Source organism: Sphingomonas taxi, from assembly GCF_000764535.1.
Lineage (GTDB): Bacteria > Pseudomonadota > Alphaproteobacteria > Sphingomonadales > Sphingomonadaceae > Sphingomonas > Sphingomonas taxi.
Genome location: NZ_CP009571.1, coordinates 262,241 through 278,803 on the forward strand (window position 1 = coordinate 262,241; position 16,563 = coordinate 278,803).

A 16,563-nucleotide genomic window follows, 5' to 3' on the forward strand; every position below is an offset into this window, starting at 1 on the left:
ACGGTGCCTGATCGCCGTCGTTAAGACGCGGAATCAAAGGCTTGTAAGCGGATGGTCGGGGAGACAGGATTCCTGACCTACTTTTGCCGCGCGCTGAGCAATTGATTCTACGTCGTCACACAACCCGTCTGTCAGCGCGTTGCACAGTTAGGGGTACAATAGGGGGGTACAGGTAGACAAGCGCTTGAACGCCACGCATTGGGTATGTGGTGATCGAGAGCACCGGCATCTCCGAGCCGCTGCCCGTCGCCACCACCTTCTCGTTCCGCGACGAGGACGGCGTGTCGCTGGGCGATGTCGCGCGGCTCGACACGATGGTGACGGTGGTCGATGCGGTGAACCTGCTCGCCGATTATTCCAGCCAGGACTTCCTCGCCGATCGCGGCGAAAGCATGGGCCAGGACGATACGCGCAGCCTGGTCGGCCTGCTGGTCGAGCTGATCGAATTCGCCGACGTGGTGATCGTCAACAAGGCCTCGTCAGTGTCGGCCGAGCAGCTGGCGGTGGTCAAGAAACTGGTCGCCAGCCTCAATGCCGATGCGGTGATCGTCGCGGCCGACCATTCCCGCATCGATCTCGATCTCGTCCTCGCCACCGGCCTTTTCGACGAGGAGAAGGCCGCGCGCCGTCCGCTCTGGGCCAAGGAGCTGTACGGCTATGTCCAGCACCAGCCCGAGACCGAGGAATATGGCATCGAGAGCTTCGTCTATCGCAGCCGCGCGCCGTTCGATCCGACGAAGTTCCATGCCTTCCTGACCGATGGTGGCCTAGATCACGTCGTGCGTGCCAAGGGGCATTTCTGGCTGGCGACGCGCCCCGACTGGGTCGGCGAGCTGGCGGTGGCGGGCAGCCAGACCGAAACTGCGCGCATGGGTCGCTGGTGGGCGTCGATCCCCAAGCACCAATGGCCCGACGATGGCCGGTTCGAGGAGTTCGTCGCCAGGCATTGGGACATGATCTGGGGCGATCGGCGGCAGGAGCTGGTGTTCATCGGCATCGGCATGGACGAGGCAAGGATTCGCACGCGACTCGACGCCTGCCTCGTGCCCGCCGCCGCCTTCACCCCGGCGCTGTGGTCCGGCTTGCGCGATCCGTTCCCGGGCTGGGGCAAGCGCCAGCCGGAGGCGGCAGAATGACGCTCGTCATGCCTGATGACATCGTGGTGCTCGGCCATGATCGCTCTTCGCTCGACGCGATTGCGCGGCCCGATGCCGCTTTGGCCATCTGGTGGCGGTCGCTGCCGGACGCGCTGCGCGCCGCGCTGGCATTTCTCGACTTCGACACAGTCGATGATGTGTCGCTCGACCTTGCCGCCGGAGAGGCGATCGATGGCGCACTTGCCGACGCGAGCTATGCCGATCCGGTCGCGACGCTGCTTGCTGAAGATATCGGACTGTTGGTGCGGCGCCATGCCGCGCTGATCGGCGAGGATCGGTTGCGGTTGCGACTGGAAGTCGTCGAAACCGATGCCTGCCGCCGCTTCCACGCCGACTTCGTTACGCTGCGGCTGCTGTGCAGCTATGTCGGGCCCGGCACCCAGTGGTGCCGCGCCGATGCCGCCGATGCCGTCTGCGAGGTGCCGACCGGCGCGGTGGCTGTGTTCAGGGGCGGTTGCTGCTCGACCCGCCCACCATTCTCCACCGCTCGCCGCCAATCAGCGCGACTGGCGAACGTCGTCTCGTGCTGGCGATCGATCCGCTGCCCGGCCCGCCTATCGCTTAGCGGGCGGACGTCGGCCTGATGTCGGTCGTCGCGCCTTGTCGATTCGGTGACGAACCTATTCATCGTAGGACGAGATTTCGATCAGATTGCCGTCCGGGTCTCGCACATAGACCGAATGGATAGGGCCTCTGGCGCCTTGCTTGACGACCGGTCCCAGTTCGATCTTCACCGCGTTTTCGGAAAGATGCGCCGCCACTTGTTCCGGGGGCATATCGGTCAGAAAGCAGATATCCTGGCTGCCCACGCAAGGCTGCTTGCCAGTGAACCAACTGTCCTGCGTCGCGTCGATGGGGCGAAGATTGATTTTGTTATGGCCGAAAGCGACGCTGGTGCGGTCTTCACCGGCGTCCGACCGGGTCTCGAGCCTGGCCATCCCGAGGATGCGGACATACCAGTTCGCGGACACCTCAATGTCGCGAACGTTGAAGACGATGTGATCGACGGCGGTAATCTTCAGCATCGCGAGCATCGTCCCGTCCTGGTCCCGGACGGTCTGTCATAATTGGCGCGGGATCGACGCGCTATCCCGGGCGGCCATCGGTTTCGATATTTCCATGCCGACGGGTTCGTAATGGCAAGATCGATGCCCGCACGTGTTCATCTCGGCGGGCACGAACCGGGTGCAGATAGTAGGTCTGCACCGGATGGCCGGGTCATTCCCCGCGCAGACGATCTAATGCGAAGTCTGAAACACCGAACCTCGCAGAAAACGGTCGCTTTCGCGTTGGTGTCACGACTGGACGGTTGTGACACCAATAAGGACATATTCATACAGCTGAGGCGGGCTCACATCACCGGTGACGGCTGCCTCCCGCCAGCGGGCGTGACATCCATAAACCTTGGGGCGCGGGCGAAGTCTGCGGTGCCGAACGGTCGATCGCGGAAGAGATAGCCATAGTAGAAGGTGCGCAGACGACCATGAAACTCGCGGATGCGGTCTTGGTAAGCCAGCTGCGCATCGAGGTCCGTGCGCGCAAGGCGGGTCAGCAGCGCCTGCACCCCGACTGACGGCAGCACCCACCCGAACGCGCGTCCTGCCGCGTCGCGCGCCTCTAGGCCGGCTCGGTACGCGCGCACGCGTCCGGCCACGCTTTCGTCGCCGTTCTGGTGGAAAGCGAGGTACCATTTGTAGTGGAACTCGGGTCCGAGCGGGGGTGAATCCGCCCATTCGGGATGATGCGCGTAAAAGCGCCGCATGGTGTCGTCACGCGGGATATCCCAGGCCCGGTTGACTGCCTCGCGTTGCGCCAACGCAATCTCCGCACCCTGATTGACCGGTATGGCCTGGTTGATCGCGACATTGGCAAGGGTCGGCACCACCAACACCAGCACCAGCCACGACGCTGCGAGCGTCGCGGCATTTGCGACCGAACTCCAGCGCAGCCGTCCGACCAGCGCGGCGAGGCCGGTCCAAAAGAGCAAATAGGCGATGATCGAGAGCAACACGATCAGGATGATAGCGAAACCGACGCCCTCGATAGTAGCTGCGGCCACGAACGGTACCGCCAGGACGGCCCAGAGCAGCGTGAGACGTAGCCATGTACGCCTACGCCACAACGCTCGCCCGCCGTTTGGCAGCGCCTCCAGCATCCGCGCGCGGCCTGCCTCGCGCTCGGCGGAGACCAGGTCGTGGAAGAGCGCGATCACGAACAGGGGCGCAAGAAACACCAGCACGAACGCGAAGTCGAACCGGCCGGGCAGTGCGAGTTCAGGGTTGAAGGTATCGCCATCGTAAACCTGCGCCTCCAGCCCCAGGGCACGCACCCGCAGGATGTACGGAGACACATCACGCATGCCCAGCGCAGCGAAGGCTAGCGGGGAAGGAGCGTCCCAGGTCGGATGAAAGCTGTAATAGGCGGCCGAGCCGGAGTCTTTCTCCTTATCCACCCAGGCGGCGATCGGGCCGATGTCCTGGGCCTGCGCGGCGGGAATGGCGGCGATCGCGGCGCGCTGACGCGCCACCTCCGCCATTCCCGCGACAAGTGCGGCGACGGTCAGTGCTGCGAGCAGTACGAGAGCGATGACGGTCAGCCGTTGCCGGAGGAGCAGACGGAGTTCATGGGCGAACAGGCTCATCGACGGGCTCCTAGCTGGCGGGTAGCGAGCATGAGCAGCGCCGCGGCGACAGCCAGCCAACCGAGGACGATTAGGAGCGCCGGCACAGCGCCCCTCGCGAGCGTGGCGCCGTCAGGTGCCGCAAAGACGAACGCAGGCATGGCCTGCCAGTTGCCCGCGTCGATCCGCTTGCGGCGGTCGGCGCCGGCGTCCTTTGCAGTGTCGTCGGCATAGCTGACCGCATTTGCCTGAAGTCGATTCAGTCGCTGGACGAGCGCATAGCGATACGCCTCCGCCTGCTCGAGAAAACGACGATGGCCGGCGAAGTCGGTGCCGGCAGCCGCCATCGATAGCGAGCGGATTGCGATGGCAGGGCTGAGCATCCCGGCGGCCTCGACCAGCGCGTTCTGACTTTCTTGCGCGGCGTAGCTTTGCCCGGCGTAGCGTTCGAACAGATCGGAACTCAGCCGCTCGCCTTCCAGGCCCAGCAAGCCCTTGTAGTTCACCGGCAGGTCCTCGACCCGGCTTACGCCATAGCGCGCGAGCACTTGCGCCTTGAACGCGGCGAAATGCGGGTCGTCTGGGTTATGGCTGTCGCCCATCGCTCGCAGGTCCCGTGCAATTGCCACGTCAGTCTGGAGACGATTCTGGAGCGGCACGACCGCGCTCGCGACATCAGGGGCAACGCGCGGCAACAGCACTACGGCGACCGCCCACAGCGCCACCAGCGCAAGCAACGCATCGCGGCTGCGCCGGACCACCGCGGAGACGAGCAGGATCGCGACGACCCATAACGTGAGCCATGCAAGATAGCCGAGTGCGATGACCAGCATCGGCAAGGCCAGCGCATCCGGCTGTCCCGCGATCAACACGAAACCGATCATCGCCGGCAAGCCGGCCAGCAAGGCCACCGTGCCGAGTGCAAGCAGCTTGCCGCGCACGACCTGCCCGCGAGAGACGCCTTGCAACATAAGCAGGCGGAGCGTGCCGCGCTCCGTTTCCCGTGCGAGCCCACCATAGCCAAGAAAGATCAAGAGCAGTGGCGCGACCACTTGCAGCACGAAGGCGGGGGTGAGCTGGCCGAAGCGCACCAGAAGCGAGCTTTGCCGCACGTCGCCGAAGTTGGCGGTATTCTGGCGATGCCCCTCCAGGAACATGCTGTTGCCCGTGAAGGCGTCGACACCGGGATCAAAGGCGGCGAGGGCACCCAGCGGACGGAAGATAAAATGGCCGTAATGCACCATGCGGTGCGGATGGCGGTCAGGCTGGGCGTCGAACGCCTGCTCGGCAACTGCCGCATGACGGGCGCGAAGCTCGGCAATGCCGCGCTGGTGCGACCAACTGCTCAGCACCGCCACCAAGGTCAGCAGCACCAGCAGTATAAGGGCGATGACCGCAACCCGGTTGCGCGCCATCAGGCGCAGCTCGTCGCGGGCGATCAGACGGGCGGCGCTCATGCCGCAATCGCCGCGGTGCCGGTCTGGAAGCGCGCGTGAAGCGCACGCACGTCGAAGCGCTCGGGACCGCTTGCCGCAATGTCGTCCACCACCCGACCGCCCTCAAGGAACGCGATCCGATCCGCGACGTCAGCCGCGGACAGCAGGTCGTGAGTCACCATCAGCACCGCCGTGCCGCGATCACGAACCGCCGTGACCAGCGCGTTGAAGTCGGCGGTGGCGCGAGGGTCGAGGCCGGACGTCGGCTCGTCGAGCAGCAGAACCGGCACCTGCCGAAGGAGTGCGACCGCGATCGCCACCTTCTGCCGCATACCCTTGGAGAAACCACCTAGCCGCTGGTCCCAGGCGCGCTCCTGGAGGCCCGCTGCGGCAAGGGCGTCGGTGATAGCGGCACGTGCCTGCCGCTCGCCTGAAAGGGCTAGCAGATAGTCGGCGTTTTCGACCGCACTCAGATGCTCGTAGAGTGCTACATTCTCGGGCAGATAGGCGATCTGCCGGCGCGCACCGTCCGGGTCCACAGCGGGATCGATCCCGCACACCGAAACCTCGCCGCCGCCTGTTTTTGCGAAACCGAGCAACACGGAAAGGGTCGTGGACTTTCCTGCGCCGTTCCCACCCAGCAGCGCAGTGACGCTGCCGCTCCTGATGGAGAGTGACAGACCGTCGAGGACGCGGTGATCGCCGTAAAACAATGTCACGTCGTGGAGGCGGATGGGTTCGGCTCGATCAGTCATGCCCCTAACTTGCCAACCTTCATGATACAGTGCAACATATCATTGATAGAAACCATCGGTTGCGGACATGCAGCCTTAGGGTTCGGAAGGGGAATACAAGTGACACGCACGGTTCCGCGGCTCGCCGCGACCGCAATGATCGCGGCGCTTACGGCCGCACCGGCGATGGCGCAGACGACGCCGGCGGAGACGGCCGATACAGAGCCGACCGAGCCAACCGAGCCAACCGATACGACGGAGAACGAAATAATCGTGACCGGCAGCCGCTTCGGCGGGCGCACCGCGACCGGTTCCGCAACACCGGTGGACGCGATCAGCCGTGAGCAGCTTCAGCAGAGCGGGCGCGTCGACCTGATCCAGCAGCTCAAGGTCGAGGTGCCAAGCTTCAACACGCCGCGTCCGCTCGGGTCAGGGGTCGGCGATTATCTGCAACCACCATCGCTGCGCGGCTTGGGTCCAGGTGAGGTGCTCGTGCTGGTGAACGGGAAGCGACGGCACACCTCGTCCGATCTGAACGCCTCGAACGGGGTCGGTCGCGGCGACGTGTCGGTCGATTTCAACGCGATTCCCTCCTTTGCGCTCGACCGCGCGGAGGTGCTTCGCGACGGTGCGTCGGCGCAATACGGCTCCGATGCGATCTCGGGCGTTATCAATCTCATCCTCGACCGGTCGGTGGGCACGCGCGCGCAGGTCACGGGCGGCATCACCACGGCAGGCGACGGCGCCTATGGTGAGGCGAGCGTTTCGTCGGGTATTCGCGTCGGAGACGGCGGCGCCTTTCGGCTGACCGCGTCGATCCAGAAGGCCGAAGGCACAAACCGCTCCCGCCCCGACACCCGCCAGCAGTATTTCGGTACCAATGCGGCCGGTCGGCCGGTTGCGATCTCCGGCAACTACGGCTCCGGCACTGGGCTGACGCCCGGCAACGGCACGCTCGATCCGCGCGAAGCGACGATCGACCGCAACGTGTTCCGGTTCGGCGACCAGCCGAGCACCAACAAACAGGTGTTCGTCAACTTCGTCACGACAGCCGCACCGAACGTCGAGGTGTACAGCTTCGGCGGCTACAGCCGCCTCGACGGGGATATCGAGTATTTCTTCCGCCGCGCCGGGCAGAACGAAACGCTGCGCGCGTTCGACCCTGATGGATATCGGCCGGTGCTGGACTCTCAGTTAGAGAATTTTTCGGTGGCGGCCGGCATTCGCGGCACCGAGCTTGCCGGGTTCGGGTGGGACCTGTCGAGCAGTTACGGCGTCAATACGCAGGACCTTTTCTACGACAACAGCGTCAACGTGACGCTGGGCACGGCTTCGCCGCGCCGCTTTTACCGGCTCGGTTCAGATTTCTATCAGTGGACCAGTAACCTGGATCTGACCCGCGCCATTCCGCTGGGCGACGACGCTCCGCTCAACGTCGCCGTGGGAACAGAATATCGCGAGGAGACCTATCGCCTCTTCTCGGGCGACATCGACGGTTTCCGTGACGGCGGAGTGCGCATCATCGATGGGCCTGCGGCAGGCGCGATAGGACCGATCGGCGCCCAACCCGGACCAAGCGCCGGCCCTGACGATCGTGCCAGCATCGGGCGACGAAGCTGGGCAGTTTATGGCGAACTCGAGAAAACCCTGTTCAACCGGCTGCTCCTCGAAGGCGCGGTGCGATATGAAAGCTATTCGGATTTCGGCGACACCACCAACTACAAGGTCGCTGGTCGGCTGGCGCTGTTCGGCGGCCTTGCGATGCGCGGCTCCTATAACACGGCGTTCCGCGCGCCCGCGCTGGCGCAGCAAGGCTATAATGCCTCGAACACCCTGATCCTGAACGGTGCACAGGCGATTGTGCGGGTCGCGGCCGTGAACAGCCCTGCCGCCCGTCTGGTTGGTGCGACCGATCTCCGGCCCGAGCGGTCGGACAACCTTTCAGCAGGGCTGGTGTTCGAGAGCCGCGGGATAACCGCGACTTTGGACGCCTATCAGATCAAGCTCCGCGATCGCATCGCGATTTCCTCGACCTTCCAGGATACGCGCCTGACCAACTTCCTTGTCAGTCGCGGCGCCGGCAACTTCAGCGCGATTTCGTACATCACCAACGCGGTCGACACCGACACCAAGGGCATCGATCTCGTGGTCAACGCGCGCCACCGCTTTGACGATGGCAGCCTGTTCACCGGCACGTTGGCGGGAAATTATACCAAGACAGAGTTCGACCGGATCGCCGGTACGCCTGCGCCGCTCGCCGCGCTCGGGATCACGACGCCGTTGTTCGACCTGACGCAACAGCTGCGATTCTCAGACAGTCTGCCGCGCACCAAGGTGACGCTGGATCTTAACTACACGCGAGGGCTGGTGACGCTATCGCTCACCAACACCCGCTACGGCGAAGTGGCGACGGTGGCGCTGACAAACGTGACGATTACGCGTGCTGACATTCTGACGCCGGGCTATCAGACGAGGCGGGTCGCGGCAGCGGCCAATCCGGCCAACATCGACATCATTCAGGAATTCGGGGCCAAGGTGCTGACCGATGTGGAACTGTCGTGGCAGGCGACGCGTGCGTTGCGCCTAAGTGCCGGCGCGCAGAACCTGTTTGATGTCTACCCGGACGAGAACATCGCCTCGACGGTCGCGAGCGTCACAGCCGGTACGAACGGCGCCGACAATGCGGGTACGCAACCGTATAACGCGATTTCGCCGTTCGGCTTCAATGGCCGAACCGTCTTCGTGCGAGCAGGCGTAAGCTTCTAGGATTCATCGGCCCATACGGTGGTGGAAGCAGGGCGGAATGTCCAAGTGACACGACCTGCCGGCAACGGTAGGTCGCTCTCCGTGCAGACCATGCGGCATCTCCTCGCGCAACGCCAGCTTGCCGTGCTGCTTTGCGCGGCGACGCTGCTGCTGAAGCTGCTGGTCCCCACCGGTTATATGATCGACAGCGATCATGGCCGTATGACCATCACCATCTGTTCGGGCACCGCGCCGCGCACGATGACGATGGCCATGCCGGGGATGCACGGTGCCATGACCGGCCACGGCAAGTCGAAGGATCATAGCAAGGCGGAGATGCCTTGCGCCTTCTCGGGCCTGTCGGCCGCGATGCTGGGGTCGATCGATCCCGTCCAGCTCGCGGCACTGATCGTCTTCATCCTTGCCCTCGGCCTGATCGCGACCGTCCCGCGGGTATTCTCACGTCCGACCTATCTACGGCCTCCGCTGCGAGGACCACCGGCCTACCTTTGACCTGTCATCCCGCACCGCTTCATCCGGCGCGACCATGAACTGCGGCCCGCGCCCCCGGCGTCAGGCCGGTCAAAGGTATTACCATGATCCGAACACATCTTCTGGCGGGCGCGGCTGCGCCCTGCCTGCTGCTGGCCGTCCCGGCCGCGGCACAAATCCGCGACACCGCCGATGACCGCACCGATGTGACGATCGTCGTCACCGGCCAGCGCGATCCGCTGAAACTGGACGATCAGGCGCAGGCGGGCAGCCGGCTCGGACTGTCGATCCGCGAGACGCCGGCGAGCGTCGAGGTGCTGACGCAGGACGATCTCCAGGTTCGCGGCCTGCGCACCGCGCGCGAGACGTTCAACGACGTGGTGGGGGCGATCGCCGGTAACGTGCCGGGCAACCCCGCCGTCGTCTCCTTACGCGGTTTCGCCGGCAACACCGTATCGATCCTTCAGGACGGCGTGCGGGTGTCGGCATCGACCGTTGTCCAACGCGACAGCAACAACTGGCACTATGATCGGGTCGAGGTGCTGAAAGGACCGGCCTCGGTTCTCTATGGCGAGGGCGCGCTGGCCGGGGTCATCAACAAGCTGACGCGCAAGCCGGTGCTGGGCGAACGCCACCTCGATACGCTGCTGTCGGTCGGGAGTTTCGACACGGTGTTCGCAGCCGGCGGGGTCAACCTGGCGATATCGTCCGAACTCGCGGTGCGGGCGGATGCCAGTTACGAGCGATCGGACAGTCTCTACGACGTCGATAACAACGATACCTTCTCGGCCGGGCTGACAGCCAGCGCGCTATGGAAAGCGAGTGATCGCCTCTCGCTGCTCGTCGCGGTCGATCACTTCGAGGATCGCTACGACGCCACCTATCAGGGTCTGCCCCTGATCCCCGGTCAATATGCGTTGCGCCCGACCGACGCTGTGACAAGCGCGATCGGCCTGGTCGCCGATCGCGCGCTGCGTCGCCGCAACTACAATCCCCAAGGCGCCTATTCCGGTGCCGACGAGACGACGGTGCGCGCGCGGCTCGACTGGGCGATCGGCAGCGGGTGGACTTTCGCGCTCGACCTGACCGGTTACACCGCGAAGCGTGCGTTTCTGCTCGCCGACAGCCAGACCTTCGTTGCGCCCACCGGGGCATTCCCGAATGGCAGCTTCCGCCAGACCTATCAGGATTTCCGGCACGATCACCAATTCTGGAACGCGCGCGGGGTGATCGGCGATGACAGCCGGATCGCGGGCCTGCGCAACCGCTCCAGCCTCGGCATCGAACATAATGACACCGATTTCGTCAGCCTGCGCCAGACGGCCGCCACCTCGGCCCTCCCGGCAGTGAATGTCCGCAACCCGGCCATGGTGCCGCTGCCCACTGGAACGGCGATCTTCACTGCCGGCAATGTCACCTTCGACTCCAAGCTGAAGCAGACCTCCGTCTTTGCAGAGGATGCGCTGAACCTGACGCCCAAATGGCTGCTGGTCGGCGGGGTGCGCTGGGACCATTTGGAGCTGGACCGGGCGACGATCCAAAATGTGGGCGGCGCGATCGACCGCAACAGCCCGACCTTCAACCCTGTGTCTTGGCGGGCAGGCTCGACCTGGGACGTGACACCGGGCCTGACGCTCTACGCGCAATATACGACCGCGGTATCGCCGGTGTCCTCGACCCTGCTGGCCTCGATCGCGAACAGCCGGTTCCGGCTGACCAAGGGCCGCGCCTACGAGGCCGGGTTCAAGGCGAGTGCATGGGGCGGCCGGGCGAGCGTCACCGGCGCGGCTTACCGGATCGAACAGAAGGACATCCTGACGCGCGATCCGACCAACCCGGCGCTGGCCGTCCAAGGCGGGCGGCAATCCTCGCAAGGTGTCGAACTGTCCGGCGTCGTTACCCCTGTGAAGGCGCTGCGCCTGTCGGGCGGCGTGTCCTACACCGACGCGCAATATGACGAGCTGTCCGAACTGGTGAGTGGCGTCCGGATCGATCGTAGCGGCAACCGCCCGATCAATGTTCCCTCGACCACGGTCAACGCCTCGGCGCTTTACACGGTCGCCGACAAGGTGACGGTGGGTGGCTTCCTGCGGCACGCCAGCGCCTTCTACACCGACACCGCCAACACCATCCGGGTCGCCGGGCATACCGTCCTGGATGCCAGCCTGTCGTTCCCGGTCAGCCGCCAGGCGACCCTGATGCTGCGCGGCCGGAACCTGACAGACGCCTTCTATGGCGAATATTCCGGCTATCCGACCACCAACGTCTATATCGGCGCGCCACGATCGTTCGAGGTAGCGCTGGCGACGCGGTTCTGACGACCGCGCGCCGCCGATCGGCAGCATCACATGCGCGCATCCTCGTGCGCCGCGTCCACCTCTGGCTGGGGCTGAGCCTGGGGCTGCTGTTCGAAGTGCTGGGCCTCACCGGGTCGGCGCTGGTGTTCTACACCGGCATCGATGCCGCACTTCATCCTGCCGTCCAGACCGGGCAGGCCGGTCCTGCACCGGACCTGGCCTCGCCCATTTGGTATCGAGCGCTGGCGACCGGGCGCGCCCGCTGGCACGATCCGGCCGGCAAATGGACGGTCGAAGTGACGGGCGAGGGCGGCACCATTCCGGCGCGCTTCGCTGGTCACCGCAATGCAATGCTACGAGCCCGAATCCTGGCTCGATACGCCACACAATTGGACCTTCGTCGTCAACGGCCGCGAGGTGCTGCGCATCCTGCGCGATTATGACGTCCTCGCCGTGCTCCAGGCGCACAGCCAAGTCTCTGAACGGATCGAGCTGAATGGCATATCGTTCATCACCACGGGTGCCGTCGCCGGCGCAGACTGGCGCGGCGCGTTCCTCGGCACGCCCGAAGGCTATACCGAAATCGCCGTCTTGGGCCGTGCCGTGACGAGCCACTACCGGTCGTACGGTTTTGCCAGCGTGGATCCGCAACCCGTAGCGATCTGATGCTTCCGATTGCCACTTCGAGGCGTAGTGCGAGAGCATGTGCACGCCGTGGCGCTCGACGATGGTCGCGACATCCTCGACCATCGTCTCGACTCTCTCCTTCTGCTCCGTATCGCTAGGGTTTGAGTTAAGCGATCGCCAAGCTTGTGCTTGTACCCATCGAGCGATGAGTAAGATGTCATTTTTCACTAGGATTTTCGGACTGCCGCTGCTTGCGGTTCTGGCGCTCCTAGGCTTCCTGACACCCCGCTATGTACCTAGCAATTGCGCATGGTGTGGCGCGCTACCTCCGCCAGCAGGTCGGCGCTTGTTTCCGGCTACATAGATCAAACTCTTCGCCGCACGATCGTGCTCGCAAGAGCCGGTTAGGCCTAGCTTTTTTCCAGCATCCGCTTGCCGGTCGTCGATGTCGCGACTTGGTGGAAAGCCGCCTGTCCGCTTTCGGGAGGCGGTCGCAGGTAAGCAGCCACTCGTTCAGGCGGCGGGGCAGGGGGTTTAAACGCCTCCCGTTGGTGGAGAACGGTCCGACCGCTTTCGGGAGTTCCGTTGGCATAGGCAGCCCTTCGTTCAGGCTCACTTGGTCGACAGCTTGACGCCCCTCCTCGGTCATCCAGTTGGATTCGGGGGCATCCCGAAACCCGCCATTGGAAGCGCGTCCGTTGAGAAGCGCGATCGATCAATATGCGCGCAGTTCGCGCCAGCAATTCGAGGTGGGCAGCCGCCGACAGCCTTCACCGGCCTTCAGCCTGGTGCTGGAAGCGCTGCGGTATCGGACCTGACGCCGTAAAGATTTCGGATGCGTCAAATGCGGTTCGCTCTCAAATCCATCCAGGTGCAATCGTCAGATCCGTCTATCTGTGCAAAAGCTGTCTCCAGTGGCGCCGTGCTGGGCGAAGTGATCGCAACCTGACGTTACCTCGCCAAGAAGAAACAGTCTCGGAGACCGGCTTTGACTTTTCCTCGACGTAGCCTGTTGAAGGCAGCGCTAGCTGGTCCGCTGGTGCCTGCTATGTCTGCGATCCCCAGTGATCCTGCATACGCGGCAGCAGCCGAGAGCGGCAAGCGTTGGGGCGTCGGGTCTGACGGACAACGCAAGGCCGACCTCGGCAATGGCATGTTCCGCAATCCGATCGTGGCAGGCGACCATCCCGATCCCACCATCCTGAAGGATGGCGATGATTACTACATGACGTTTTCGTCTTTCTATTCCTATCCTGCCTTGGTCATCTGGCACTCGACCGACCTGGTGAATTGGGCGCCGATCGGCCCGGCGTTGCACGACAATCTCGGCGTGATCTGGGCGGTGGATCTGGTGAAGCACGATGGCCGCTACTTCATTTACATTCCCGCCGATCCCATGGGGAAGGGCTGGTCGATCTTCGTGATCTGGGCCGACGACATCCGCGGGCCGTGGAGCAAGCCCATTGACCTTGGTATAATGGGGCAGATCGATCCGGGGCACATTGTCGGCGAAGACGGCCGGCGCTACCTTTTTACCAATGGCGTGAAGCGGATCAGGCTGCGCGCCGATGGCCTGGCGACGGATGGCGTCCTCGAAGCCGCTTATGCGCCATGGCACTATCCGGATGACTGGGTGACGGAAAACTTCGCACCCGAAGGGCCCAAGCTGCTGCGACGGAATGGCTGGTTCTATCTCGTTACCGCTGTTGGTGGCACCGCCGGTCCGGCGACGGGGCATATGGTCATCGCGGCCCGATCCCGCTCCGTGAACGGACCGTGGGAACACTGCCCCCATAACCCGCTGGTGCGTACCACCTCGACGGACGAACCATGGTGGTCGCGCGGCCACGCCACGCTGGTAGAAGGGCCGGGTGGTGACTGGTGGATGGTCTATCACGGTTACGAGAACGGGTTCAGGACGCTCGGTCGTCAGACCTTGCTCGCGCCGATCGAGTGGACCGCAGACGGCTGGTTCAGGGCAAAAGGCGGCGACTTGTCGCACCCCATGCCCAAGCCGTTGAAGGGGCAGGGTGGCCCTTCCGCGCCGGCACTGACCGACGATTTTTCGCGTGATCGCATGGGCGTACAATGGAGCTTCCACGAGCCGGCCGCAGGCGAGGCTGGTCGCGTCCGATACGAGCCCAACGGTCTCCTCATCCGCGCGACGGGGGCGTCGCCTGGCGATTCATCGCCGCTGACCTGCATCGTGGGCGACCGCTCCTATGAAGCGGAGGTTTCCCTCGATCTCATCGGAGACGCGGAAGCGGGGCTATTGTTGTTCTACAACCACAAAGCGTACGTCGGGATGGGGTTCACCGCCGACACGCTCAAGCTCTTCGAATATTCGGATGAGCTTCGCTGGGCACGCAAACCGCATAAGACGCGGACGCTGCGCCTTCGTCTACGCAATGACGAGCATGTCGTTACGCAATCCTACTCTACCGATGAAGGGCGAAACTGGACGCGGCACGACACGCGCATGGAGGTCTCGGGGTTCCACCACAATGTGTTCGGCAGCTTCCTCAGTTTGCGGATCGGTATATATGCGGCCGGTAAAGGCGAGGTGCGCCTTCGCGACTTCCGCTATTCGGCTGCGTTGGCGTAAGGATCGACCTTCGTCCCTGATACTCCGGTACCCGATGCGTCCATGGCGATCTTCGAATGGTAGGTTGGGCGATGTCGGACCCTGCCATCTTTTCGAACGCCCGGCGGGTGTTGCTGCGGTGACGGCCTGAAGCAGCGCACGGGAGTGCTGTTCGCCGCTCGACCCCTCCAGTCTGCAATTCGCCCCCCTTCGCATTCGATTGCAGAGAAATTTTTGACGTCTATGGATGAGGCTCGATGGGCATCGGAATGCGCACGAGGGGATACCGAAGGGGTAAGCGGCGTGGATGATACGAATGCTGCAATTCGTTCCGTTCTGATCGTCGGGGGTGGTACGGCCGGATGGATGACCGCCGCGGCATTGTCGCATGCCCTTGGCGAGCGGTGCCAAATCACTCTTGTCGAGTCCGATGAGATCGGGACCGTCGGCGTAGGCGAGGCGACGATCCCGCCGATCAGGCTGTTCAATGACACGCTTGGCATCGCGGAGGCGGACTTCCTTCGCGAGACCAAAGGTAGTTTCAAGCTCGGCATCGAGTTCGTTGATTGGGCCAAGCTGGGACATCGTTATTTCCACCCCTTCGGTACGTTCGGCAAACCGTTCGATCTGGTCGCGGTGCATCAGCACTGGCTGGCGGCACGCGCGGCGGGATCCACGATCCCGCTCGATGATCTGTCGATGGCTTGGGCCGCCGCCAGCCGGGGGCGGTTCGCCGCGCCGATGACGGACCCGCGCAGCGTCGCCTCGACGTTCGATTACGCTTATCATTTCGATGCCGGCCTCTACGCCGCTTTCCTGCGCCGCTATGCCGAAGCACGTGGCGTCAGTCGCGTGGAGGGCCGGGTCGGCGACGTCGCGCTGCACGGGGAAACCGGCCATGTCGCGCACGTCGGTTTACGGGACGGGCGGCGGATCGATGCGGATTTCTTCGTCGATTGCTCGGGCTTTCGAGGTCTGCTGATCGAAGGGGCGCTGGCCACAGGTTACGAGGACTGGGCACATTGGCTGCCGTGCGACCGTGCGGTGGCCGTGCCATGTGCCACCGGGGGTGACGGTATGACGCCCTATACACGATCCACCGCACGCGCGGCCGGATGGCAATGGCGTATCCCGCTCCAACATCGAACCGGCAATGGCTATGTCTATTGCAGCCGCCATATCTCCGACGACGAAGCCACGGCGACGCTCATGGCGAACCTCGACGGAGAGGCGCTGTCCGAGCCCCGCCTGCTGCGTTTCACCACCGGCCGCCGTCGCACGTTCTGGAACAGGAACGTGATAGCGATCGGACTGGCAAGCGGCTTCATGGAGCCGCTTGAGTCTACGAGCATACACCTCATTCAAACCGGTATCGCCAAACTGCTCGCCTATTTTCCAACACGAGATTTCAGTCCGCTACTGATCGACGAGTACAATCGCGTGGCTATCACCGAATATGAGCGGATCCGTGATTTCCTGATCCTGCATTACAAGCTGACGTCGCGTGACGATGCGCCGCTGTGGAGGGACTGCGCCGCGATGACGATACCCGATACGCTGGCATTGAAGATTGCTCATTTCCGCCAGGGCGGCCGTCTCATCGCTCGAGATATGGATCTATTCGGCCCCGCGAGTTGGCTGGCCGTCCACATCGGCCAATTGAACCATCCCCTTGGTTCCGACCCTCTGCTGGACAGTTCCAAAGCCGCGGCGGCAAGCACCACGTTTATCGGTCGCCTGTCGGAAGCAATGGCGACGATGGCACGGTCGATGCCGACCCATGAGAGCTACCTCCAGCGTCTTACCCGGTCGATGGCATAAAATGTGATGCAAGCATGCTGCAATCCATTGCACAATGTGTTGCAAACGAT

Annotated in this window: 13 protein-coding genes; 9 read left to right on the forward strand and 4 right to left on the reverse strand. The window is 63.8% G+C overall.

The features are described from left to right. The first annotated feature begins 206 nt into the window (after positions 1-206). Together MC45_RS01170 and MC45_RS01175 are read left to right on the forward strand one after the other, a co-directional pair. Positions 207-1,136: a GTP-binding protein gene (locus tag MC45_RS01170; protein ID WP_342667002.1), complete on the forward strand. Its 930-nt coding sequence runs from the start codon at positions 207-209 to the stop codon at positions 1,134-1,136. Then, complete coding sequence (locus MC45_RS01175) at positions 1,133-1,741, forward strand: DUF1826 domain-containing protein (RefSeq protein WP_245640802.1); 609 nt, start codon at positions 1,133-1,135, stop codon at positions 1,739-1,741. Before MC45_RS01170 ends, MC45_RS01175 begins: the two co-directional genes overlap by 4 nt. 36 nt (positions 1,742-1,777) lie before the next feature. On the opposite strand, the gene MC45_RS01180 is transcribed toward MC45_RS01175, so the two are convergent. The 4 genes from MC45_RS01180 to MC45_RS01195 all read right to left on the reverse strand — a co-directional run bounded on the left by MC45_RS01180 (position 1,778) and on the right by MC45_RS01195 (position 5,968). Next, on the reverse strand, positions 1,778-2,191 hold the full coding sequence (locus MC45_RS01180; RefSeq protein WP_245640803.1) for a VOC family protein: 414 nt from the start codon (positions 2,189-2,191) through the stop codon (positions 1,778-1,780). 317 nt (positions 2,192-2,508) lie between these two features. Beyond that, on the reverse strand, positions 2,509-3,798 hold the full coding sequence (locus MC45_RS01185) for a DUF3526 domain-containing protein (RefSeq protein WP_038658548.1): 1,290 nt from the start codon (positions 3,796-3,798) through the stop codon (positions 2,509-2,511). Beyond that, entirely contained in the window at positions 3,795-5,234 is a 1,440-nt protein-coding gene (locus tag MC45_RS01190; protein ID WP_038658551.1) for an ABC transporter permease, read from the reverse strand. The genes MC45_RS01185 and MC45_RS01190 overlap by 4 nt, the downstream gene beginning before the upstream one ends. Continuing rightward, positions 5,231-5,968 carry an ABC transporter ATP-binding protein gene (locus MC45_RS01195; protein WP_038658554.1) on the reverse strand — a complete coding sequence of 246 codons (738 nt, stop codon included), beginning with the start codon at positions 5,966-5,968 and terminating at the stop codon, positions 5,231-5,233. The genes MC45_RS01190 and MC45_RS01195 overlap by 4 nt, the downstream gene beginning before the upstream one ends. A gap of 99 nt (positions 5,969-6,067) precedes the next feature. On the opposite strand from MC45_RS01195, the gene MC45_RS01200 reads away from it, so the two are divergent. The 7 genes from MC45_RS01200 to MC45_RS01225 all read left to right on the forward strand — a co-directional run bounded on the left by MC45_RS01200 (position 6,068) and on the right by MC45_RS01225 (position 16,513). Continuing rightward, positions 6,068-8,713, forward strand: coding sequence for a TonB-dependent receptor plug domain-containing protein (locus tag MC45_RS01200; protein ID WP_218916687.1), 2,646 nt, complete (start codon positions 6,068-6,070; stop codon positions 8,711-8,713). Between the two features lie 90 nt (positions 8,714-8,803). Then, a complete protein-coding gene (locus MC45_RS01205; protein WP_038658556.1) occupies positions 8,804-9,205 on the forward strand; it encodes a DUF2946 family protein in 402 nt (133 codons plus the stop codon). An 83-nt stretch (positions 9,206-9,288) separates the two neighbouring features. Continuing rightward, a complete protein-coding gene (locus MC45_RS01210) occupies positions 9,289-11,502 on the forward strand; it encodes a TonB-dependent receptor (protein ID WP_052075455.1) in 2,214 nt (737 codons plus the stop codon). A gap of 44 nt (positions 11,503-11,546) precedes the next feature. After that, positions 11,547-11,924, forward strand: a complete 378-nt coding sequence (locus MC45_RS18755; RefSeq protein WP_218916689.1) for a PepSY domain-containing protein — start codon at positions 11,547-11,549, stop codon at positions 11,922-11,924. Continuing rightward, positions 11,899-12,147 carry a hypothetical protein gene (locus MC45_RS01215; protein ID WP_179944554.1) on the forward strand — a complete coding sequence of 83 codons (249 nt, stop codon included), beginning with the start codon at positions 11,899-11,901 and terminating at the stop codon, positions 12,145-12,147. Before MC45_RS18755 ends, MC45_RS01215 begins: the two co-directional genes overlap by 26 nt. Before the next feature lie 1,009 nt (positions 12,148-13,156). After that, complete coding sequence (locus MC45_RS01220; RefSeq protein WP_081974274.1) at positions 13,157-14,713, forward strand: family 43 glycosylhydrolase; 1,557 nt, start codon at positions 13,157-13,159, stop codon at positions 14,711-14,713. A gap of 282 nt (positions 14,714-14,995) precedes the next feature. Then, positions 14,996-16,513, forward strand: a complete 1,518-nt coding sequence (locus MC45_RS01225; protein ID WP_038658561.1) for a tryptophan halogenase family protein — start codon at positions 14,996-14,998, stop codon at positions 16,511-16,513. The last annotated feature ends 50 nt before the right edge of the window (positions 16,514-16,563 follow it).